We start from the raw sequence: 21,474 nt of genomic DNA, 5'->3' as shown, positions 1-21,474 counted from the left end.
ATAAATGTATATTGTAAAGTAGTTATATTGCCTTCAACAAAAATAAAGTCATTTAAAGAGGTAGTTGAAAAATTATCTGAGAGTATTTCAAACAAAAGCAACATTAAAATAATTATCCAACCTTCTAGCCCATTAGGGGACTGGAGAGATATTAATTTTAGATTATTTAGTTTTTCTGAAATTGTTGGGCAATATTTTGAAGTTTCCACCATTCCTCAAATCCATAAGATTTTGGATATTGAGTAATTTTGTTTTTAATATTGATTTTATTTAATTTTGAAGTGCAAATGTAAATTGAGGTGTGAAAATGAAAGATAAAACATCCGTTAACAGAAAATCAAATACAGGTGCAGTTGAACGTGTGACAAAAGTTCATGATAAAGAAGGAGACATCATGGCTATTGCAACTCGAGATGTAGTTTCAATTCCTCCTTCAAAAAGTATTAAAGACACTGCTAAAGTAATGATGGAACACGAATTCAGAAGATTACCAATTACTGATCCAGGTTCCGGTAAGTTATTAGGTATTGTAACAGTAATGGATATATTAGATTTCTTTGGTGGAGGAAAAAAATTCAACATTATTGAGAAAAAATATGAAGACAATTTCTTAGCTGCAATCAACGAACCAGTTAAAGAAATTATGACCCGTGATTTAATTACATTATCTAATAAAGCTTCCATTGGCGAAACTATTCAAACCATGTTAGATAACCAATTAGGAGCTATTCCTCTTGTAGATGCTGATGAAAAACTTGTAGGTATCGTAACTGAAAGGGACATTGCATTATCCTTGGCAGGCATGGCAGGTAAAGAAACCGTGCAAGATTATATGAGTCCTAAAGTATTCACAACAACTCCTGGAACTCCTATTGAAGGAGCATGCAAAATCATGGTTAGAAATGGTTTAAGGAGAATTCCTGTTGTCGGTGGAGAAGCAGATATTTCTAAAGCAGCTAAAAAATTATTAGGTATCTTAACTTCTACTGATGTGATTAGATTTTTAAATGCTAAAGAATTATTCGATAATTTAAATTCAAACTTAGCAACTGATGTATTGCAAACCAATATCTCTGAAATTATGGCTAAAGACCCAATTACAGTTGAACCTACCATGACAATTGGTGAATTATGTGAATTATTCGCTGAAAAAAATATTGGTGGAGTTCCAATTGTTAAAGATGACAATGTTGTAGGTATCATCACTGAAAGAGATATTTTAAACGCAGTTAAAAGAGCATAAACAGATTATAGGAGATGATAATATGCAAATTAAGAATTTGATGTCTGAAGATATTATTACTGTAGACAAAGATCAAAATCTTTCTGATGCTTTAAGATTATTACGTAAACACAATGTTTCTCGTTTACCTGTAACTAATCATAAGGAACTGGTGGGCATTATCTCAGAAAGGGATATTGCAAACAAACTCGGTTCTTCAAAATATGAAAGTATGCCTGCATCAAGACTTCATATTTCATCTGTAATGGTTAAGGATGTAATTACAGTTCCGGAAACAATGCAATTAGGTGAAGTTGCAAGTGTCATGCTTGAAAACGGAATCGGTTCTGTTCCAGTCATGTGTGAAGACAAGATGGTTGGAATAGTCTCAAAAGCGGATTTCGTCACACTTGCTGTGGGAATTGCATTTGACAAGATAACTGTAAAAGAGATAATGACAAAAGATGTAGTCGGCGTTTCTCCAAATGATAGGCTTATTCATGCAAGAAGAAAAATGCTAGAGTCTAATGTTGGAAGATTGCCGGTTGTTGATGATGAAGAACTTGTAGGAATGATTACTTCTAAAGATTTAATGAGAGCATTCATTGACTTTAGAAAAAATGTTCCGGAAAAACACCAAAAATCCCAAATCAAGGAGGTTTTTGTTGAAGAAATCATGTCAATCAACCCATCTTATGTTTCAAAAGATATGTCCATTAGTGAAGTTTCTAAAATCATGATAGAAACTGGATACAATGGATTGCCTGTTGTCGATGAAGGTAAAATCATCGGTATTATAACACAAACAGACATATTAAGACTAATTGAAAAATTAGAATCTTAATATTTCTTTCTTTTTTTATTTTTTTTTCGGGGGTATTAATATGCCGTTAATTTCTTTTTTAGGACCTAAAGGAACTTTCACCCACGAAGTAGCTAGTATGATTGGAGATGATTTAATTCCATATTGCACCATTCCTGCAGTAATGGAAAGTGTTTCAGCATCTGAATCAACTTATGGTATTGTCCCGATTGAGAATTCAATTGAAGGACCTGTTGGAATCACATTGGATTCTTTGGCTCATAAATTCGACTTAAAAATCTTCAAAGAGATAATCATTCCGATTAATCAAAATCTTATTGTAAATCCCGGAACTTCTATGGAAGACATTGAGGATGTATATTCTCATGCTCAAGCCATATCTCAATGCCAGGAATTCATTGAAAAACATAGAATTCAACCTCATTACGCAATAAGTACTGCTAATGCGGCTAAAAACATTGTAGGATTCAAAAATAAGGCTGCTATCGGCAATTCAAAAGCAGCAGAGTTGTATAATTTGGAAGTTCTTGTAAGCAATATTCAGGATAATGAGAATAATGAAACAAGATTTGTTGTGCTTTCAAAAGAGGATCATGAACCTACAGGCTGCGACAAGACATCTATTATATTTTCAATCTATGAAGATAAGCCTGGGGGATTGTATAAGATTTTAGGCATTTTTCAAAAGAACAATATTAATTTAACCAAGATTGAATCCCGGCCGTCTAAAAAAGGATTGGGTAAATATTTATTTTTTGTTGATTTCAATGGCCATAGAAATGATGATGTTGTTCAAAGCATCATTGATGAGATAAAAGAAAATACATATTTTTTAAAAGTTTTGGGTTCTTATCCTGAATTTAAGTAAACTATAAATTAATGTTTAAATATAAACTTATATTATAATAAAATCAGGGAGGGTAGGAATGTCAAGTGATAGAGATAAACTTCTTGCAATAATGGATAGTTTGGAAGCAGATTATCAATCTGGTAAGCTTTCTGCTGAAAAGTATAGTTATTTTCGCTCTAAATATGAAGATAAGTTAAATGCTATTGATGCTAGAGATGCTACTAAAAGAATAAGATCTATGCAAGGCAAATCGCTTTATAAACAGTCTAATGAAAAAAGAAGTAAAAAGCCTACCATAAATAAAAAGAAGGATAATAGACAGGATTTAGTTCAAAAATATATTATCAATCCTAAAAAGGATGATGCTAAATATAATAAACCGAAAAAACAACCTATGGACAGTGGGACATTTAAGTTATTGCTTGTATTGGTGTTAGTTTTAGGTTTTACTGTTGGAGTAGGTTACGGTGTGTTTAATTTAGATTTTAATTCAATATCTAATGCTCACTCTGTTGCTATTGTTCAAGATACTGCATTCCCTGAATTTACTATAGATATTGCGGAAAATACTACACAGACTACTAATTATACTGATTATAATGACTATAACCAGTCCAACGACTATCAAGTTGAAACCACTGCGGACACATCGCAATCACAAGATCAAACTCATGATTCTGGCAGTAGTGAGCAATCTGCTGATGGAGGTTCAAATATAGAGACAACAACAGATGGTGGTCATTAAAGGTGATTGTATGAAAGGTAATGTTTATAAAAATGGCATATTTATCATTGTTTTATTATTATTAATGTTTTCAGCTATTTCATGCATCAATGCAGCACAGAATACTTCTGATACTGCTAATGCTGAAATGTTATCATTGTCAAAGGGTGGTGTCGTTATCAATTACCCTTCTAATTGGGGTTATTCTGAGACAACTTCACCATATGCCATATTGGCAATTTCCAAACTGGATTCAATAGATTCTGCAGGTGTGGGTCAAGTAACTATTCTTATTGAGAAAAAACCTATTGAAGGTGAGTTTTATACTTTTGTCAATGATACCTATCATCAGATGCAGAGAGATTCATCATACAAGTTGGTTTCTTCCGGTGGAACTAGACTAGGTAATATTGATGCTGTGGAATATGTTTACACTTCAAACAGTACTGGTGTTGAAAAAGAACACAAGGCGGTTTGGGTTGAAAAAGGTGGTCAGGCTTATGTATTATTATACAGCGCTCCGCCAAGTGAATTTGAAGAAAACCTATACATATTTGAGTTCATCCTGGATGATATTCAAATAACATAATTTTCTTTTTTTATGGTGATTTTATGATTATTCTATGTGTTACAGGTAGTATTGCAGCTACCGAATCCATTAAACTGGCCCGTGAATTTAGACGTAATGGTATTGAAGTCAAATGTTTTATGAGTGATGCGGCCTGTGAAATTATCCATCCTAATGCAATGGAATTTGCAACAGGTAATGAAGTCGTAACAAAATTAACAGGTAAAATCGAGCATGTAAAGTACTCTCAGGAGGATTTAATTTTAGTTGCTCCGGCTACTGCCAATACAATATCCAAATTTGCACATAAAATAGCTGATGATGCAATTTCCACTCTTTTGATTACTGCATACGGGCATGATACTCCAATTTTGTTTGTGCCATCCATGCATGATTCAATGTATATTGCCATCAAAGAGAATATTGATAAAATTAAAGAAGAAGATTCAGCAAAATTCATCAAGCCAAGAATGGATGAGGGAAAAGCCAAATTCCCATCAAAAGATGATATAGTTCTTGAATCATTAAGGACAATTAATTTAAATAAGAAGGATTGATTTTATTAAAGGCAAAAAAGTTTTAATTAGTCTTGGCGGAACCTATGAACCAATTGACTCAGTTAGGGGAATAACCAATAAATCCTCTGGAAAAATGGGTTTGGCGCTTGCAAAAGAGGCATATATCAGAGGTGCCGATCTGACTCTGGTTGTTGCTAACGTCAGTGTTGAAATTCCATCAGTGTTTGATGTGATACATGTTGAAACCAGCAGTGAAATGAATGAGGTCATTTTAAGACTGGTTCCTGATTTTGATATTTTCATTTCAACTGCGGCCGTTTCGGATTTTGAATTTAAAAAGATTGATGATAAAAAAATTGATTCTAACAGTTCTCTATTTTTAAACTTAAAACCAACTACAAAGATTATTCGCCAAGTTAAAAAGATTAATCCGGATATTTTTTTAGTGGGCTTTAAGGCAGAATTTAATATTTCAAGGGAGGATATCATTTCCTGTGCAAGAAAACAGATTGAAGCTGCCGGAACCGACATTGTTATTGCAAACGATATTTCTAAAAATGAATGTCATTTCGGATCTGATAATAATGAGGTTATAATTGTCGGCGATGAGGTGATGTCAGTGCCTTTGTCATCAAAAAGAGAAATTGCAAAAGTTATTTTTGACGTAATCTCTGAAAAAATATAAGTGAATGTATATCTTATATTTGGAATTCATTCTTTTTAATAGTATCTTTCATTATATTGAAAATTCTTTTTAAAATTTTTAACATTTGCTTCCATAACTGTTAGTTAATCAACCATATTTCTAATATTTTTAATAGTGTTTCTCATTTGATTTCATTGTCAATCATTAAAAATTTGGGTTAAACTAAATAGCATTCTATGGGGTTAATTTTATTAAAAAATTTTATCTCTAATCTTATTTGTTAGTTGTAAAATTATATCCTATTGAAAATTAATTTCAGTGTTTTCAATTTGATGATTTAGATTTTTGATTTGATAAGTAAATCTATAGGTAAATATAAGCCCATTAAAGTAATACTTTTTAGAATAAATTATGTAAAAATCGAGTTTAAAAAAAAGTCTTTTCAAAATAAATATTTTAATAAAATAAGTTCATGCCTTTAGGTATTAGTTAAATGGAGTGATTAATAGAGTGAATCTACCTAAAGGACGTTTCAATGAACTTTTATTTTATTTGCATTAGCAATTATAATATCTTATTTTCTAGTATAAAAAGGTATCTAAGTAATACTTTTTGGCCATTTTTGTAGTATTTTTTTAATTCTCTCAGAGCTATTTTTTAGTTGATTATCACTCAAAAATTGGGTGATTTTTTTAAAAATTTTTCTAGCATTGACCTTGCAGTATTGCCTTTTTTATGATAGTTTTCTTTCAAGTTTTGATTAATTTTAAAAAGTTTATCTTGAGTTTTCTTTTAATATTGTGGGAATTTTGATTTTAAATTTTAAATGTTTCTGATTTGTATAGTTTGTGTTGAAAAATTATTGGTTGTCTGTTTTATTCGAGAAAATTTTTAAATATTTTGAACTGGATAATTTCAAAGCTAAGTATATTTGTTGGGATATGGTGAATATATCTTTTTGGCTATTGGTGTAGGTCATCTCTTTTTGAGAATATTTTGAAAAATTAAATTGGTTTAAACCTTTTGATGTTCAGTTATAAGTCGAATATTAAATGATTTTTCTTCATGTTTGATTTCAATTGTGTATTTTACATTTAATTCTTTTTTTTAATATTTCATATAATTTCAATGTATTCTCATCATACATTTTTCTATTAGTCTGCAGATTATGGGTTTTGTATCTGCGAATTTTGTAAATAATTCAAAATAATCTTTCGTGAAAAAGCGATAATCTCACAAGATTTAATGGAGAATAATTTAAAAAGTAATATATATGACACTTATTGAGTAGTGGCATGAATATTGCAAAAAATTTTAATCAAAAAGAATTGATATTATCGGAGCCTGATGATGTCATAAATTTTATTTGGTTATTGGCGAATGGGAAAATAGTATTTATAATGTTTTTGAGCATTATTTGTATTAAGAGTTACTTTTAACGGAATGAATTAAATTTATGGGTAAATAGGATGAATTTATTTGACTTGTCTTCTGCTCAGGAAATTCAACAAAACAGGTTATCCACAATTATTTCATTGCTTGAAGGATTTGTATTGCCAATTTCACTTGCAGTTATACTAGCTTATGCAATCGGAGGGAATGGAATTTGGATTTCATTTGCAATAGCCGAATTATTAACAATCCTATTCATATTCGGTTATTCAAAATACATGAATAAAAAGACTAAGGGGGAATACACAGGATTTTTCATTAATAAGCATAATGATGATGGAAAAGTTTTCCAATATACCATTTCGGGTGATGTTGAAGAAGCTGTCAATCTAGCCAGGATGTTCAAGATTACTTAAAGGGCAGTCACTCAGCTGCTTTAGTAAGTCTGGCTATTGAGGAAATGCTTGTAAATATCATTAACACTAATGAGAATGTTGATGCGATTGATGTCATTGTTAGAAATAATGAGGATAATGTTTTGATTTCCGTTAAGGATACTGGAGTTGAATTTAATCCGGTTATTGAAAATGAAAATCTTGAATTTGAAAATATTGCCGTTTTAAATAAAATTGCAGATAAAATCGATTATTCAAGGGTTTTAGGTTTAAATAGTACTGTAATTACTATCAAACAATGATAAAATAGATTAATGGGAATTTCAAATTCCCTTTTTTTTATTATTGAAATTTTATAGCATTTTGCCCTGTTTATCTGGATGAAATCAACTGATTTTTTTTAAAAATTTTTTTCCACTAGTAATGTAATATGGTCTTTTTCGTAAGGTTCCAGTTTTACTTTTTCGATAATCTTAAAACCTTTTGCAATCAATTTCTTTTCCTGTTCCTTGAAAATCTTTTTAGGCTTCTGCACTACATCAATACTTCTGGCCTTTATCATTAAAAGTCCAACACCATCACCCTTTGTGAATAAATTCATGTTTCTCATAAACAGTTCGCTTTGTGTTGGCTGGGCCACATCACAGTACACTAAGTCCACCTTTTCAACTAAATTCAAATATCCTTTGGGTTTGGTTGCATCTCCTAAAATCGGAGAAATATTGGGCCTTTGACGGGACAGTTGAACTAATTTTTTTGCTGTAGTGGGTGAAAATTCAACGGCATAAATCCTTCCATTGGTTGCAATGTCGGAAATATGTGAAACTGTTGTACCTGTTGATGCGCCAAGGTATAATACTTTTGATGTGTCTTCAATTTCTAAATTTTTTAATCCATTTAAAAGAGCTGCAGATAATTTTGAACGTCTTGGATTCCATATCCTGTATTCAACATCTTCCTGAATTAATTCTTCCCCGTATACTGATGTTCCAGGATTTAAATTTTTGGTAGCGATGTTTCCATCTTTAAAATAAACATTCATGCTCTATCTCCTCTTTTTATGTTTTTTGCCTTTTTTCCTGCTTTTTTTGGATTTGCTCTTTTCTTCTTTCCTTTTTTTAGTTGTTTTTGTAGGAAACGGATTATTTTTCTCGATTTCTTCCACTTTCAGTTTAAATTCATCAGCAATATTTTCATCAAATGTTTTGGTAAAAACGTCTTTTCTAACGGCAAGAGATATTCTTCCGGCGAGCATTCTTGCAATCTTTCCACGGTTCCACCATTTTGCGCCTCTTACTTGTGGGTGTTGATAAATCAGACCATATTTTGGAGGGCGATCTCCGCTTTTCAGATGCCTGAACAACGCTTTTTCAGCACCCATTATCTGAACAGTACTTGACGGATACATTGCAAGCCTTTTAAGCCCTCCGGCATGTGAAATCAGTTTGGCACCTAAAGTGGATCCAACAAGAAGCTTTAGATTTGGTGCTATTGACTCCATCTTTTTATCGATGTAGTCTTCAATGTTTTTTCTGGATTTCTGGAGTTCATAAATAGAATTGGCGTAATTGTTCATAATTTCCAAATCATTTGGATCGATATCTTCATCAATATCAATAATTTCTTCAGGAAATGCATCAGGTTTTGCTGCGATAATGTTGTCTTTTGTTTTATTTTGTGAAATCAGTTTGATATAAGTCTCATTGTTTCTAATAACTTCCATTTCAGGGAAGTATAGTGCATACCATTCCCTGATTCTCTCAATCAGTTTGGAAATGCTTTCATCAATTTCGTCGATTGAGTTGATGGCTTGAATCAGGTGCTTGTCTTCACTGGCAGATTCCTTTTTTATCTTATAAATCGCCAAATTCTGATAGATTTCATTTAATTCGGCAGGGTCAATATCAAATTTTTCATAATTGCTTCTCAAGAATTCTCCGGCTTTATTTGGGGTTTGTATTTTGATTTTATCATTTTTGTAATCGGATAAACGCTTATTTGATTCGATAATGATGTTATCATAATCCTTTGAAACTTCATCTATTATTTCCAGTTCTTCCTTTACAATTTGCTTGCTGTCAATTTCAATCAGTCTATTGATTATTTCATCTTCGGGGAATAACTTTTCACATATTAATTCATTATCATCATTAAAAGCCAAAAATCCTTTAATGCAGTAAGTTATATAACAATCCATGAAATTAAATATTTTTTTTATTTTTAATAAGTATTTTCATGACTGAACTGGCAGAAGCATTCATTTCATCATGTTTTATTAACTATTGTCTATTAATTTTTTAAAGTTCACGCCAGGAGTATATCGTAATAAAAAGATTTAATTTATTTAAAGGTTATAATTTTTTATGGGATTATACTATTTTTTGGATTTGTAATTATGTCAGAGAAAAGTTTGAAAGATTTGGAATATGAACTCGAACTCAAAAATGCTGAGATTGATGAGTTGAATATGGAATTGGAAAACAGAAAGGAAGAAATCAACAAGCTGAAATTGTATTCCACTAAATTGAAATACCAAAATAAAAATTTAGAGGATAAGCTTGACACTAAAATAGATTATGATAAGGCAATGATTAAGGAACTTGATGATTTGTCTGAAAAAATTAAGGAAAAGGAAAGCATAATTGAAGATAAGCAGGATCAGGTCAAGTATTTGAGGTCTTTAATTGATGATTATAAGGGCCAGTTAAATGCAAACACTGAAAATTTGGATATGCAGCTTAAAAAAATTACTAAAAACTATGAAGATTTACTTAAACAGAAGGATTCCATCATCGAAAAACAGGATGAACAAATTGCAAATCTTATAAAATCTAATGAAGAAATTATTAAATCTAATAAGACTAACATAATTAGTTTAAAACTACAAAATGAGAAATATCAGGAAATCATTGAAAAAATAACAAAAACTAATTAAATAATTAATTACAAAGTTGATATCATGTTGAAAACAGATATTTGTGGAGTGGAATTCAGAAATCCTTTGATGTTGGCAGCAGGTATTATGGGAAGTAATGCCTCATCAATGAATTGGATTTTAAAATCCGGTGCAGGGGGAGTAGTTTCCAAATCATTTTCACTTAATCCTCATCCAGGATATGTTAATCCTACAACAGTTGCTGTTGAAGGAGGAATAATAAATGCAATCGGACTATCAAATCCTGGCGTAGACAACTTCAAAGAGGAGCTTAAGAAAATTGAAAAGGACAACAATGTTGTCATAGCTTCCATTTATGGGGCAACACCTGATGAATTTTCAAGATTGGTCGAAGAAGTTCAGGAATTTGTAGATATGATTGAATTGAATATTTCATGCCCTCATGCAATGGATGGATATGGAGCATCAATAGGCCAGGATTGTAATTTGTCACATACTATTGTTTCAGCTGCAAAAGATGCCGCAGAGGTTCCTATAATCGCTAAATTAACACCTAATGTGACAGACATTACTGAAATTGCAAAGACCTGTGAAGATGCAGGGGCTGACGCTTTGTCATTAATCAACACATTGGGTCCTGGAATGAAAATCAACATTGATGTTGCCCGTCCGGTTTTGTCAAACAAATTCGGTGGAATGAGTGGCCGTGCAATCAAACCGATTGCAATCAGTAATGTTTATTCAGTTTATGAAGCGGTTGACATTCCATTAATTGGTGTTGGTGGAATTTACAGCTGGGAAGATGTTGTGGAATTTATCTATGCAGGTGCAAGAGCAGTTCAGATAGGTACAGCCATTATGGATGAGGGTGTAGAGGTATTTGCTCAAATTAATGATGGTTTGGAAAAATTCATGAGCGAAAAAGGATTTTCATCTATAGATGAGATGGTTGGACTTGCACACAGGGAGTTGTAAACATGATTAACGAACCGAAAATTGTTGAAATTAAAGAGATTATTGATGAGACTCCTACAATTAAAACTTTCAAATTCGATTGGGATATGGAAACATTAGGAAAACCGAACCCTGGTGAGTTTGTAATGGTTTGGAACTTTAAAAACGAAAAACCAATGTCCATAGCTCAAATTAATGATAATGAATTGGCCATTAGTGTAAAGAATATTGGTGAATTCACATCACAACTCCATGAGTTGAAAATCGGAGACAAGATAGGTGTTAGGGGAAGCTATGGAAATGGTTTCAACAACACTTTTGAAGGCAAAAAGATTTTAGCCATTGGTGGCGGTGTCGGAATGGCTCCGATTCATTCAATAGCCAGTGATTTGCTTAAAAAAGGAAATGACGTTGATGTTGTTGCCGCTGCAGTCACTAAAGATGAATTATTGTATGGGGATTTGCTGGAAAAGTTAGGTGCAAATGTCCATTACTGCACTGATGATGGAAGTTTCGGATTTAGAGGATTCGCTACTGATTGCACAATTAATTTACTTGAAGATTCGACTTATGATTATGCATTTGTTTGTGGCCCTGAAATAATGATGAAAGGGATCTTTGATATTCTTGAAGATGCTAAGATTCCTGCACAATATTCTCTTGAAAGATATATGAAATGTGCTCTCGGAGTATGTGGACAATGTTGTGTTGATAGTGAAGGATGGAGAATCTGTGTTGAAGGGCCTGTTTTTGAAAATGATAAGATCTATAAGATTACTGAGTTCGGAAAATATAGGCGAGACGCATCCGGTGTGAAATTTTAATTTTAAAGGTGACAATATGGGAATAAACATAAATGACTACCTGACTCCAGAAAGATTAGTAATTATTTTCTTATTATTGATTTCATTAATGTTTATTTTCCCAGTTTTAAACATGATTATTTTGGGAGCTATTTTAGCCTATGGAATTCGTCCTGTAGCTTTCAAAATCCAATCCAAACTTAAATATTCTACAATTTCTATTTTGCTTGCCATGATAGTTGTGTTAATCCCATTATTTTTATTGGTGGGATACATTACATTCGAAGTTTCATCTTTTACGGCATCATTTTTGGCAAGCAATTCCTATGTGGAGGTTCAGGACTCCATTACACGTTTAACTGATTTTTTACCTATGGGTTCTAGCTCAAGTTCAATAGATTCATATTTACATTCAGGATTACAGCAAGCTTCCTCCTATCTGTTGAGTTACTCAGTCAAGTTCTTAAGCAAATTTCTCAATATCTCACTGGACCTGTTTATTTTAATCTGTTCAGTGTTTTACTTTGTCCGTGATGGAGGCAAATGCTTGGAATTTATCAAAGATTTCGTCCCTGAGGATTCAAAGAAATTTTTCGACGATACCATAAAAGAAGTGGAGGATGTTTTAAGAAGCATATTTTATGGGCATTTCCTGACATCTGTAATCATTGGAATTTTCGGATGTATTGGTTACAGCATTTTAGGATATCCGTACGGCATATTTTTAGGGGTCATTACAGGAATCTTACAATTGATTCCAATATTCGGTCCTTGGCCGATATATTGGGCATTATTCTTCGTAGATGTGGTGTCCGGCAACTATCCTCGTGCAATAGTGGTATTGCTATTCGGATTCTTCCTAAGCACTATAGACATGTACATCAGACCGATGTTATCCAGTCACTATGCGAACATCCATCCGTTGATTTTGCTTATAGGATTTTTATCAGGTCCGTTAGTCTATGGAATCGTTGGTTTTATTGTCGGACCTTTAATACTGGGAATAACCTACGCTGTTTTGGATAGCTATAGAAAGGAGTATCTAATCGGAGATGAATAAATGCAGAGAAATGTTGTTATTTTAGACATAGATTATGTCACTTTTGAAGATAAGCCGGTTATAAGATTATTTTCCAAAGACGGCGACAAAAATGTTATTTTGATTGATGATACTTTTGAAGCATATTTATATGTGGTTGCAGATGATTTGGATGCTTGTTTGGAAGAAATTCAGGATAATATTGATGTTGTCCGCATTGAAAAGGTCATTAAAAAGGATTTCCAAATAGAAAAGGAATTCTTGAAAGTCACATTCAAGCACCCTCAAGAGCTTGCAAAAAGCAGGGATGCTTTAAGAGATTTGGAAAATGTCATTGATATAAGAGAATTTGATATTCCGTTTTACAGAAGATATCTTATGGACAGGGATGTTATTCCGATGACTGAAGTCATTGCAGTGGGAGAAAAGATGGATGCATTTCTGGATTTGGACTGCTCAAAGCAGGATATTGAAATAATCAAATTGACTGAAGATTTAAAACGTGTTAAGGAATATCCTCATGATTTCCGTATTTTGAGTTTTGATTTAGAGGTTAGAAACCCCCATGGAATGCCAAATTCTGAAGAGGATGAGATAATCATGATTGGTGTTTCAACCAATTTCGGAATAAATCAGGTAATATCTACAAAAATCAATTCTCCTGACAGGGATGACTTTGTAAATCAAGTCGGGTCTGAAAAGGAAATGATTGAAGAGTTTGTAGGAATCATAAAGGAAAATAATATTGACATTATTGTGGGTTATAATTCCGATAATTTCGACTTCCCATATCTTAAGGACAGGGCTAAGATATTGGGCGTTGATTTGGACATTGGAATGGACGGATCTGACATAAGGTTTATTAGGCGAGGATTTGCCAACGCAGCTTCATTCAAAGGTTTGATTCATGTCGATTTATATCTGGTAATGAGAAGGTACATGACTCTTGAGAGGTATACATTGGAAAGAGTTTACTATGAACTTTTCGGCGAAGAAAAGATAGATGTTCCGGGAGATAGAATCTGGGAATTCTGGGATAATGAAGGTGATGAGTTGGATAACCTCTTCGATTATTCTCTTGATGATGTTGTTTCAACATTGAAGATTGCCGAGCAGACATTACCTCTTAATTTAGAATTGACCCGTATCATAGGCCAACCGCTGTTTGATGTTTCACGTATGGCTACAGGCCAACAAGCTGAATGGTTTTTAGTTAAGCAAGCGTATTTTGATGAAGAAATCGTTCCAAACAAGCAGGGAGCCAATTTTGCTAATCGTGCAGCTGCTGAGGACAATGAGGGTGGTTATGTGCGCGAACCTGAAAAGGGTTTGCATGAAAATTTAGTTCAGTTCGACTTCAGGAGCCTATACCCAAGCATCATCATTTCAAAAAACATATCTCCGGATGTTATGGTTTTGGGGGATGTTGAAAACGAAGATGATTATAATATTTCTCCAGAACATGGGCTTAAATTTAAAAAGGAACCTCAAGGTTTCATTCCTTCAGTTATTGATAAGATTTTACAGGAAAGATTCAGAATCAAACGTAAAATGAAGGCATCTGATGATGAAACCCAGAAAAAAGCGCTTGATGTTCAGCAACAGGCTATAAAAAGACTTGCAAATACAATGTATGGAATTTATGGTTTCCCTAGATTCAGATGGTATTCATTTGAATGTGCAAAGGCAATTACTTCCTGGGGAAGGCAGTATATCAAGTCATCTATTAAAATGGCGGAGGAATTTGGATTTTACACAATATACGCCGATACTGATGGTTTTTATGCTAAATATCAAAAAAAAGAGTAAATGAAGAATAAGAATTATTCTTCTAAGTAAGAATCGAGGTCGACATCTAAATCGACACAGATTTCTTTTAATTGTTCATATAATTTTTCATCAATTGCCACACCGTTTTCTTCGGCTTCAGCAATTCTTTTAACTTCCAAATCACCAGGGATAGCTACGTTTTCACCGGTAGCCCTGACTTGTGAAATAAATTCTTCGGTGTTTGCCTTAAATTCATCAAAGTCACCGAATTTGGAAGGGTCAATTACAACATATAAATCTCCTTTTGTACAGTCTTTGTCTGGAGATGCGGTACCGGTTACTCCATAACCGTATCCTGCTTGTACTAATGGTCCGGTCAAGATTTCAATTAATAATGATAATGCATATCCTTTGAATCCGCCGAATGGTAAAATTGATCCTTTTAATGCTTCTTCAGGGTCGTTGGTTGGGTTTCCATTTTCGTCTAATGCCCATCCATCAGGCAAATCGAGACCTTTTCTTTTTGATTCGATGATTTTACCACGTGCGGTAACTGAAGTTGCCATGTCCACAGTGATGTATGAGTCAGATGGAATTCCTAATGCTAAAGGATTGGTTCCGATTAAGGGTTCGCTTCCTCCTAATGGTGCAATTGCAGGGTCTGTATTTGCAAGCACCAATCCGATACAGTTTTCCCTTAATGCCAAATCAGAGTAAAATCCGGTAACTCCAAAGTGGTTGGTGTTATGAACACCTACGCATGCGATACCAACTTCTTTAGCTTTTTTAATTGCAATTTGCATTGCTTTATAGGATACTGCTTGTCCGAATCCGCTGTTACCATTTATTAAAGCTATTGCAGGTGTTTCTTTTTCAATAGTGATGTTTTCTTCTAAGTTGATTGTTCCTGCTTTAATACTAATGAGGTATTGTGGGAATCTGCCTAACCCATGTGATGTAAATCCTTTTAAGTCTGCATCAATAGTAGCTTCTGCCACTAATTCCTGATCTTCTTCACTAGCTCCCAATTTTTTCAATATTTCCTTTACAAGAGCTATTTCCTTATCTTTCATTATCTTCATCATATCCCCTCTTTATTAGTTAATCAAATCAGTATTCAATTTCAGATCCTTCAAATGCTTTAACAGTAATTTTCTCGTCATCGGTTACTTTACCGATAATTTGACAATTGCAGTATTCTTTTAAAGTATCCATGATTTTATCTGCTTCACTTTCGTCACAGATAACAACAAAACCGACACCCATATTGAAAACTCTGTACATTTCTTGGATATCCACATTTTGTTCATAAATAAGTTTAAATATTTCTGGAACTTCAGGAAGGTCGTTAATATCATATCCAACGCCTTTTTTCAAACGTCTGAGATTGGTAAATCCTCCTCCGGTAATATGAGCAAGTCCATTAATATTGTATTCTTTTTCAAATAGGCTAACAATAGGTTTAACATAAAGTTCAGTGGGTCTGATTAATTCTTCACCAATGGTGGTCTTTCCATTAGGCATTTTATCATCAACACTATATCCTGCATCATCAAACAATGCTTTTCTAGCTAAACTGTATCCGTTGGAATGGATACCGTTACTTTCAATACCGATTAAAACGTTTCCAGGTTGGATGTTTTCACCGGTAATAATCTTGTCAATATCCACAAATCCAATACCTGTTCCAGCTAAATCAAAATCTTTAATGATTCCTGGAAGTGAAGCGGTTTCTCCCCCGATAATCGCAATTTTGGATTCGTTGGCACCTTTGACGAGACCTTCAGCGATTTCAGCTGCCCTTTCAGGGTCAGGTTTTTCAACTGCAAGATAATCTACTAATGCAATTGGTTCAGCTCCAACACATAATATGTCATTGACAACCATTGCAATGCAGTCAATACCGACTGTATCGTATTTGTTCATCATCTCTGCAATTAAAATTTTACTTCCAACACCATCAGTACTCATTGCGATAGCTTTATCACCTAATTTTACTAAAGCAGCATAATGACCGCTGTCTGTAATAATGTCTCTGCATTCTAATGTTGATTTTAATTTATCGGCCAATTTTGAAACAGTAACTGCTTCTAAATCTATATCCACACCGGATTCTGAATATGTAACCATTTTTTACACCTATTCTTTTAAAAATAAATTAAATGTTGTAAATTATTACAACATTCCTTATAATAATACTATGTTTAAATTAGTATTTAATTATTAATGTATTCTCACACAATCCAAATTAATTGGAGTTTTAGTTTCGATTTTATAACTTCTATGAATAGAAGAAGCTAAATCAACGGTTTTGTAAGGGTCTCCGTGACATGTAATAACTTTTTCAGGTCTAGGATTAAGTCTTTTAACGTATTCCATTAATTGTCTTCTATTTGAGTGTCCACTAAATCCATTAATTGTCTTGATTTCCATTTTGACTTGGAATTCTCTAGTTCTTCCATCATCATCTTCAAGAGGAATTTCTTTCCATCCTTTTTGGACTCTTCTTCCCATTGAACCTTCAGATTGATATCCTACAAAGATTAAGGTATTTCTTTCATCTTCACATAACCATTTGAAGTATTCTACGGAATTTCCTCCGGTTAACATACCTGAAGTGGATAAGATAATTGCAGGCTGTCTGCTTTCAACAATTTCTTTCCTTTGGTCATGATTTTGAACTTTTTTGAACATGTCTGAGACAAATGGATTTCTGCCCATGTGGAATATTTGATCTCTTAAGTCTTTGCTTAAGTATTCAGGTCTTGCAGTATGGATTGCAGTAGCTTCCCAAATCATTCCGTCAATGTATATAGGTACTTCTTCAATTAATCCATGTCTCATGTATTCTTCCAGAACAACCATAAGTTCTTGTGCCCTTCCCACAGCAAATACAGGCACTAAGATTTTTCCGCCACGTTTAAGTGTTCTGTAAATGGTTTTCATCATTTCTTTTTCAGCATTGTTTCTGGAAGGTTGGACATCTTCTCTTCCACCGTAGGTACTTTCCATGATAACGGTTTCAGCTCTAGGGAATCTGATTGTAGCAGGTTCAAGTAATCTTGAAGGTTCATATTTGAAGTCTCCAGTATATACTAAATTATGAGCTCCGTCTCCAATGTGCATATGGGAGATTGCTGAACCTAGGATATGTCCTGCATTATGTAAAGTTAATCTGATGTCTGGAGAGATATCTGTTACTTCTCCATAATCTAGGGTAATTGTATTCTTAATTTGCTGTTTAACATGTTTTGAAGTGAACGGTAAAGGATTGCCTTCTCTGTGAGCGATATCCAGGTGATCGAATTGTAATAATGTTGTTAAATCTCTGGTTGGGGTTGTACAATAAACTGGTCCTTCATATCCGTAATGGTAAAGGTAAGGTACAAATCCGCAATGGTCCAAATGAGCGTGAGATATGATAACAGCATCCAATTCTTCAATGGAAAATTCAGGAGCATTTAAAAAAGGAAATGCACTTTTGTTGTCTGATGCAGCAACATTAACACCACAATCTAATAATACACGACTGTTAGGTGTTTGTAAAAGCATTGATGAACGTCCGACTTCTTTAAATCCTCCCATGGAAGTAACTCTTGCCCAATCATTCGGGTATTTGCTTCCTTGGTGAATTTGACGTCCAAGGCGTTGCAATAATTTTTTCCTATCTTTACTACTGTTTTTTTGTATTGTCCTAATTTTTCCAATGATGTCTGAACTAATTGGAGGGGTCCTTAAGATTTTAGGCGCCCAACCGGTGTTCTTAACAATATTTCTTGAAGTAACACCATATTTTCCAATTACAAGACCTGGTTTTTTGGCAGTAATTACCACTTCACAAGTAACTGTATCAAAATAAATGTCTGTAATTTCAGCGCCTTCCGGAACAATTTCATGTATTTTATCAATTGTTTTTTCAGGCTCTAGCAAAGCGCTTTTGTCAGATCTGATAATAATTCTTTTTCTAAGTTCTTTAGCAAGTGACCTAATGAGGTCTCCGTTTTCAGTAATGATTTCCGGATTTTTAGTATACACTACTACTTCCGGACCTTCAAATTCAACTTTTGAAACCTGAATTTCATTAGGCAGCTTTTGCAAAATCTCTTTTTTAATATCTTCCAAAATGTCTGAAGTCATATAATCCCTTCAAAAAAAGTTAGTGTATAGATGGTTTAAGAAAAGCTTTAAGCTATAATTAGTTAAATTTCATAAACCAGTACACCATTTATATAAAAAAATAGTTAGTTATGAAAAATTAGTCTTGTCTATATCTTATCTAAAATTTCTTTAATTTTTTCATTACCTAACATTTCAAAGCCGTCTTTATCTACTTTAGCGACTAAATATCCGTTACCGGAATAAGTGTCACGTTCGGCAGCAGCTCTGATAGCTCTTATGGCTATTTCAATTCCTTCGTCGATTGTCAAATCATCTCTGTATCTGTCTTCAAGAACTCCGTATGCCACGATAGATCCTGAACCGGTTGAGATGTAAGTATCTTGAATCATACCACCTGCAGCGTCTATGGAATATAATGATGGAGTTTCCCCATCCATTCCACCAAGTAAAGTTTGGATATACCTTGGTCCTGAACGCAAAATGTTTGCGGTCAAGGATGCTGCTGCTTTAACGCTAATTGAATCATTGTTTCTCATTTGATATAATGAAACTTCAGCTTCAATAACTTTCATTAAACTTTGAGCATCACCGACGGAACCTGCAATGGTTGTTACAATGTGATCATCAATTTTAAATATTTTTTCTGCTACTTTATGAGCTACTAAGTTTCCCATACTAGCTCTTCTTTCGCTTGCGAATACAACTCCGTCTTTGCAAGTAATTCCAACGGTTGTTGTACCTTCCAATATTTTATCATCCATTTAAATACACCTCATACAAGTATTTAAAATATCTAATTTCAACTACTCATAGGTTAATATAACAAAATATAAACTAATTTAGTTAAATTAATTTTTATTTAAAATCAGAATCAATAATTAGTATAAACTAACAATATTAATATTAGCTATTTGAATATATAAACTTTTCTTTCAAAAGGTGAATAAATGAAATACAAAAAAATTGGGGATATTCTAATTTTGGATAATAGTTATCAAAATGATGATTTAGAAAGTTTATCTGAAAAACATAATGTAAAAACCATAATGAAGATTAACCATATTCAGGGAACTAAAAGGGAGCCTGTTTATAAGATTCTTTGGGGAGATGAAACCGAAACGATACATAAGGAAAACGGATGCCTATTTAAGTTGGATTTATCTAAGGTAATGTGGTCCAAAGGGAATAATAATGAACGGTTAAGAATTGCAAAATTGGTTGAGGATGATGAAACTGTCATTGACATGTTTGCAGGAATTGGCTATTTTTCCATTCCCATAGGCGTTCATTCAAATGCAAAGGAAGTCATAGCTATTGAAATAAACCCGAATTCATACAATTTTTTATGTGAAAACATTAAATTAAACAAATTAGGCAATATCACTCCTGTTTTAGGGGATTGTATGATTGAAACCCCTAAATTTAAGGCAGATCGTATTGTCATGGGATATGTAAAAACAACCCATCATTACTTAAAAGTAGCTATTGACAGTTTGAATGAGGGTGGAATTCTGCATTATCATGAAACCGTACCTGAAAAACTGATTGATACCCGACCAATCGAGAGGATTACTGCTCAGGCGGGCGGTCGTGAAGTAACCCTATTAAAAATAAATAAAATTAAAAAATATGCTCCTGGTGTAGAGCATGTCGTCGTCGATGCTAGGATAGATTAGCTATTTTCTCTAAAAGAGTTGCATTTAGCCATTCATTGTTGATGTATTTTTCATACACGCATAATCTTTCAGTCAATTCAAATCCTGCATCAACTGTTAATTTTTCAAGTTCATCGATGCCGGGCCATGGTGAAGTAATATTCACATAATCAGGACTCACCGGTGAAACGCCACCCCAGTCATCTGCACCGCAGAGCAGGAATATCTGGGCAGTCTCATTGTTTAGATTAGGTGGAACTTGAATGCTGACATCAGTATCTCCAAACAGCAATGTTCCGGCTATCACGGTTCTGATCATATCCAAAAAGCTAGGTTCAGGCCAATTTTCCATTTCTATTCCAGGTATTGGAGTAAAATTTTGAATGATTACTTCCTGGATATGTCCATATGTGTCATAAAGCTCTCTGATGGCCAATAATGATTCGGCAACTTCCTCTTTTGTTTCTCCTATGCCGATTAGAATCCCTGTGGTATATGGAATCTTGAGTTTCCCTGCATTTGAAATGGTTTCCAGTCTTAGTTCGGGATTTTTGCCCGGACTTTTTTTGTGTGCAGGCAATTCCATCAGTCTATTTGATGAATTTTCAAGCATAAGTCCCAGTGATGCATTGACTTCCTTCAGCCTTTTCAAATCATCAAAACTGAAGTTTCCTCCATTGGTGTGAGGCAGCAATGTTGTTTCATCCAGTGTCATTTGACAGATGTCTACAATATAGTCAATCATTTTATCGTAGCCGTATTCGGCCAATTTCAAACGGACTATTTCCTCTTCATCGGCATCTTCGCCAAAAGTAAAAAGTGCTTCCTTACACCCATATTGTTCAGCTTCTTTTAAGCTTTCCAGGATTTCATCTTTGGTTTTAAGAATAATGGCTTCAGGGTCATCAGGATTTTTTTTAAAATTGCAGTATCCACAGTCATTTCTGCAAATCTCAGTCAAGGGTATGAATACATTTTTAGAATAAGTAATAAGATTATTCTCCCTATATTGCACTGTTTGTGACATGTAATCAATTATTTCACTGTCAGTTGCATTCAATACTTGGAGAATATCCTCTTTTGTTAAATTTGATTGCATT

At 33.5% G+C, this 21,474-nt stretch carries 22 protein-coding genes and 1 pseudogene; 16 read left to right on the top strand and 7 right to left on the bottom strand.

The features are described from left to right. The 10 genes and pseudogenes from E7Z77_RS07955 to E7Z77_RS07910 form a co-directional block, all read left to right on the top strand. Positions 1-246: pseudogene (locus tag E7Z77_RS07955) on the top strand (7-carboxy-7-deazaguanine synthase QueE); the annotation flags it as partial. 61 nt (positions 247-307) lie between these two features. Then, positions 308-1,243, top strand: coding sequence for a CBS domain-containing protein (locus E7Z77_RS07950; protein ID WP_292752511.1), 936 nt, complete (start codon positions 308-310; stop codon positions 1,241-1,243). Between the two features lie 22 nt (positions 1,244-1,265). Next, complete coding sequence (locus E7Z77_RS07945) at positions 1,266-2,066, top strand: CBS domain-containing protein (RefSeq protein WP_292752508.1); 801 nt, start codon at positions 1,266-1,268, stop codon at positions 2,064-2,066. A gap of 40 nt (positions 2,067-2,106) precedes the next feature. Next, a complete protein-coding gene (pheA, locus tag E7Z77_RS07940; RefSeq protein ID WP_292752506.1) occupies positions 2,107-2,913 on the top strand; it encodes a prephenate dehydratase in 807 nt (268 codons plus the stop codon). Positions 2,914-2,971: 58 nt separating this feature from the next. Beyond that, positions 2,972-3,640, top strand: a complete 669-nt coding sequence (locus E7Z77_RS07935) for an endoglucanase (RefSeq protein WP_292752504.1) — start codon at positions 2,972-2,974, stop codon at positions 3,638-3,640. Between the two features lie 10 nt (positions 3,641-3,650). Next, a complete protein-coding gene (locus E7Z77_RS07930; protein ID WP_292752502.1) occupies positions 3,651-4,208 on the top strand; it encodes a PsbP-related protein in 558 nt (185 codons plus the stop codon). Between the two features lie 23 nt (positions 4,209-4,231). Then, positions 4,232-4,744, top strand: coding sequence for a flavoprotein (locus E7Z77_RS07925; protein ID WP_292752499.1), 513 nt, complete (start codon positions 4,232-4,234; stop codon positions 4,742-4,744). A 25-nt stretch (positions 4,745-4,769) separates the two neighbouring features. Further along, positions 4,770-5,390 carry a phosphopantothenoylcysteine decarboxylase gene (locus E7Z77_RS07920; RefSeq protein ID WP_366510259.1) on the top strand — a complete coding sequence of 207 codons (621 nt, stop codon included), beginning with the start codon at positions 4,770-4,772 and terminating at the stop codon, positions 5,388-5,390. A 1,430-nt stretch (positions 5,391-6,820) separates the two neighbouring features. Then, complete coding sequence (locus E7Z77_RS07915) at positions 6,821-7,159, top strand: hypothetical protein (RefSeq protein WP_292752496.1); 339 nt, start codon at positions 6,821-6,823, stop codon at positions 7,157-7,159. 44 nt (positions 7,160-7,203) lie between these two features. After that, positions 7,204-7,440: a hypothetical protein gene (locus E7Z77_RS07910; protein ID WP_292752493.1), complete on the top strand. Its 237-nt coding sequence runs from the start codon at positions 7,204-7,206 to the stop codon at positions 7,438-7,440. A gap of 98 nt (positions 7,441-7,538) precedes the next feature. On the opposite strand, the gene E7Z77_RS07905 is transcribed toward E7Z77_RS07910, so the two are convergent. Together E7Z77_RS07905 and E7Z77_RS07900 are read right to left on the bottom strand one after the other, a co-directional pair. Beyond that, a complete protein-coding gene (locus E7Z77_RS07905; protein ID WP_292752490.1) occupies positions 7,539-8,180 on the bottom strand; it encodes a fibrillarin-like rRNA/tRNA 2'-O-methyltransferase in 642 nt (213 codons plus the stop codon). A gap of 3 nt (positions 8,181-8,183) precedes the next feature. Continuing rightward, positions 8,184-9,335, bottom strand: a complete 1,152-nt coding sequence (locus tag E7Z77_RS07900) for an ATP-binding protein (RefSeq protein ID WP_292752487.1) — start codon at positions 9,333-9,335, stop codon at positions 8,184-8,186. Between the two features lie 198 nt (positions 9,336-9,533). Between E7Z77_RS07900 and E7Z77_RS07895 the strand changes: the two genes are divergently transcribed. From E7Z77_RS07895 to E7Z77_RS07875, 5 genes are read left to right on the top strand one after another with little or no spacing between them, the layout of a single operon-like run. After that, positions 9,534-10,073, top strand: a complete 540-nt coding sequence (locus E7Z77_RS07895; protein WP_292752484.1) for a glycosyl transferase — start codon at positions 9,534-9,536, stop codon at positions 10,071-10,073. A 24-nt stretch (positions 10,074-10,097) separates the two neighbouring features. Then, a complete protein-coding gene (locus E7Z77_RS07890) occupies positions 10,098-11,009 on the top strand; it encodes a dihydroorotate dehydrogenase (protein ID WP_292752481.1) in 912 nt (303 codons plus the stop codon). Positions 11,010-11,011: 2 nt separating this feature from the next. Next, on the top strand, positions 11,012-11,812 hold the full coding sequence (locus E7Z77_RS07885) for a dihydroorotate dehydrogenase electron transfer subunit (RefSeq protein WP_292752478.1): 801 nt from the start codon (positions 11,012-11,014) through the stop codon (positions 11,810-11,812). A 16-nt stretch (positions 11,813-11,828) separates the two neighbouring features. Then, positions 11,829-12,851: an AI-2E family transporter gene (locus E7Z77_RS07880; protein WP_292752475.1), complete on the top strand. Its 1,023-nt coding sequence runs from the start codon at positions 11,829-11,831 to the stop codon at positions 12,849-12,851. Further along, positions 12,852-14,639 (top strand): DNA-directed DNA polymerase, encoded by a 1,788-nt coding sequence (locus E7Z77_RS07875; RefSeq protein WP_292752472.1) that lies wholly within the window; start codon positions 12,852-12,854, stop codon positions 14,637-14,639. A gap of 14 nt (positions 14,640-14,653) precedes the next feature. Here the strand turns inward: E7Z77_RS07875 and comC are convergent, their stop codons facing one another. The 4 genes from comC to psmB form a co-directional block, all read right to left on the bottom strand. Continuing rightward, complete coding sequence (comC, locus tag E7Z77_RS07870) at positions 14,654-15,682, bottom strand: L-sulfolactate dehydrogenase (RefSeq protein ID WP_292752469.1); 1,029 nt, start codon at positions 15,680-15,682, stop codon at positions 14,654-14,656. A 28-nt stretch (positions 15,683-15,710) separates the two neighbouring features. Next, a complete protein-coding gene (purM, locus tag E7Z77_RS07865; RefSeq protein ID WP_292752467.1) occupies positions 15,711-16,730 on the bottom strand; it encodes a phosphoribosylformylglycinamidine cyclo-ligase in 1,020 nt (339 codons plus the stop codon). Between the two features lie 93 nt (positions 16,731-16,823). Next, positions 16,824-18,737 (bottom strand): beta-CASP ribonuclease aCPSF1, encoded by a 1,914-nt coding sequence (locus E7Z77_RS07860; protein ID WP_292752464.1) that lies wholly within the window; start codon positions 18,735-18,737, stop codon positions 16,824-16,826. A 128-nt stretch (positions 18,738-18,865) separates the two neighbouring features. Next, complete coding sequence (gene psmB, locus E7Z77_RS07855) at positions 18,866-19,480, bottom strand: archaeal proteasome endopeptidase complex subunit beta (protein ID WP_292752461.1); 615 nt, start codon at positions 19,478-19,480, stop codon at positions 18,866-18,868. A 186-nt stretch (positions 19,481-19,666) separates the two neighbouring features. On the opposite strand from psmB, the gene E7Z77_RS07850 reads away from it, so the two are divergent. Further along, complete coding sequence (locus E7Z77_RS07850; protein WP_292752458.1) at positions 19,667-20,395, top strand: class I SAM-dependent methyltransferase family protein; 729 nt, start codon at positions 19,667-19,669, stop codon at positions 20,393-20,395. On the opposite strand, the gene cofG is transcribed toward E7Z77_RS07850, so the two are convergent. Further along, positions 20,382-21,473: a 7,8-didemethyl-8-hydroxy-5-deazariboflavin synthase subunit CofG gene (cofG, locus tag E7Z77_RS07845; protein WP_292752455.1), complete on the bottom strand. Its 1,092-nt coding sequence runs from the start codon at positions 21,471-21,473 to the stop codon at positions 20,382-20,384. The two genes, E7Z77_RS07850 and cofG, sit on opposite strands and share 14 nt — an antisense overlap. Between the last annotated feature and the right edge of the window lies 1 nt (position 21,474).

Origin of the sequence: Methanobrevibacter sp. (genome assembly GCF_015062985.1) — an archaeon.
Classification (GTDB): Archaea; Methanobacteriota; Methanobacteria; order Methanobacteriales; family Methanobacteriaceae; genus Methanocatella.
The sequence above is the reverse complement of the archived record's forward strand: the minus strand, read 5'-3'. Positions and strand labels throughout refer to the sequence as shown.

Bases quoted from the DNA above. Each gene is read 5' to 3' on its own strand.
- E7Z77_RS07935 (WP_292752504.1), top strand. From the start codon at position 2,972: ATGTCAAGTGATAGAGATAAACTTCTTGCAATAATGGATAGTTTGGAA.
- E7Z77_RS07900 (WP_292752487.1), bottom strand. From the start codon at position 9,335: ATGGATTGTTATATAACTTACTGCATTAAAGGATTTTTGGCTTTTAAT.
- E7Z77_RS07860 (WP_292752464.1), bottom strand. From the start codon at position 18,737: ATGACTTCAGACATTTTGGAAGATATTAAAAAAGAGATTTTGCAAAAG.
- E7Z77_RS07945 (WP_292752508.1), top strand. From the start codon at position 1,266: ATGCAAATTAAGAATTTGATGTCTGAAGATATTATTACTGTAGACAAA.
- E7Z77_RS07890 (WP_292752481.1), top strand. From the start codon at position 10,098: ATGTTGAAAACAGATATTTGTGGAGTGGAATTCAGAAATCCTTTGATG.
- E7Z77_RS07880 (WP_292752475.1), top strand. From the start codon at position 11,829: ATGGGAATAAACATAAATGACTACCTGACTCCAGAAAGATTAGTAATT.
- E7Z77_RS07910 (WP_292752493.1), top strand. From the start codon at position 7,204: ATGCTTGTAAATATCATTAACACTAATGAGAATGTTGATGCGATTGAT.
- E7Z77_RS07930 (WP_292752502.1), top strand. From the start codon at position 3,651: ATGAAAGGTAATGTTTATAAAAATGGCATATTTATCATTGTTTTATTA.
- psmB (WP_292752461.1), bottom strand. From the start codon at position 19,480: ATGGATGATAAAATATTGGAAGGTACAACAACCGTTGGAATTACTTGC.
- E7Z77_RS07950 (WP_292752511.1), top strand. From the start codon at position 308: ATGAAAGATAAAACATCCGTTAACAGAAAATCAAATACAGGTGCAGTT.
- E7Z77_RS07850 (WP_292752458.1), top strand. From the start codon at position 19,667: ATGAAATACAAAAAAATTGGGGATATTCTAATTTTGGATAATAGTTAT.
- E7Z77_RS07915 (WP_292752496.1), top strand. From the start codon at position 6,821: ATGAATTTATTTGACTTGTCTTCTGCTCAGGAAATTCAACAAAACAGG.
- cofG (WP_292752455.1), bottom strand. From the start codon at position 21,473: ATGCAATCAAATTTAACAAAAGAGGATATTCTCCAAGTATTGAATGCA.
- comC (WP_292752469.1), bottom strand. From the start codon at position 15,682: ATGAAGATAATGAAAGATAAGGAAATAGCTCTTGTAAAGGAAATATTG.
- pheA (WP_292752506.1), top strand. From the start codon at position 2,107: ATGCCGTTAATTTCTTTTTTAGGACCTAAAGGAACTTTCACCCACGAA.
- E7Z77_RS07905 (WP_292752490.1), bottom strand. From the start codon at position 8,180: ATGAATGTTTATTTTAAAGATGGAAACATCGCTACCAAAAATTTAAAT.
- E7Z77_RS07895 (WP_292752484.1), top strand. From the start codon at position 9,534: ATGTCAGAGAAAAGTTTGAAAGATTTGGAATATGAACTCGAACTCAAA.
- E7Z77_RS07925 (WP_292752499.1), top strand. From the start codon at position 4,232: ATGATTATTCTATGTGTTACAGGTAGTATTGCAGCTACCGAATCCATT.
- E7Z77_RS07885 (WP_292752478.1), top strand. From the start codon at position 11,012: ATGATTAACGAACCGAAAATTGTTGAAATTAAAGAGATTATTGATGAG.
- E7Z77_RS07875 (WP_292752472.1), top strand. From the start codon at position 12,852: ATGCAGAGAAATGTTGTTATTTTAGACATAGATTATGTCACTTTTGAA.
- purM (WP_292752467.1), bottom strand. From the start codon at position 16,730: ATGGTTACATATTCAGAATCCGGTGTGGATATAGATTTAGAAGCAGTT.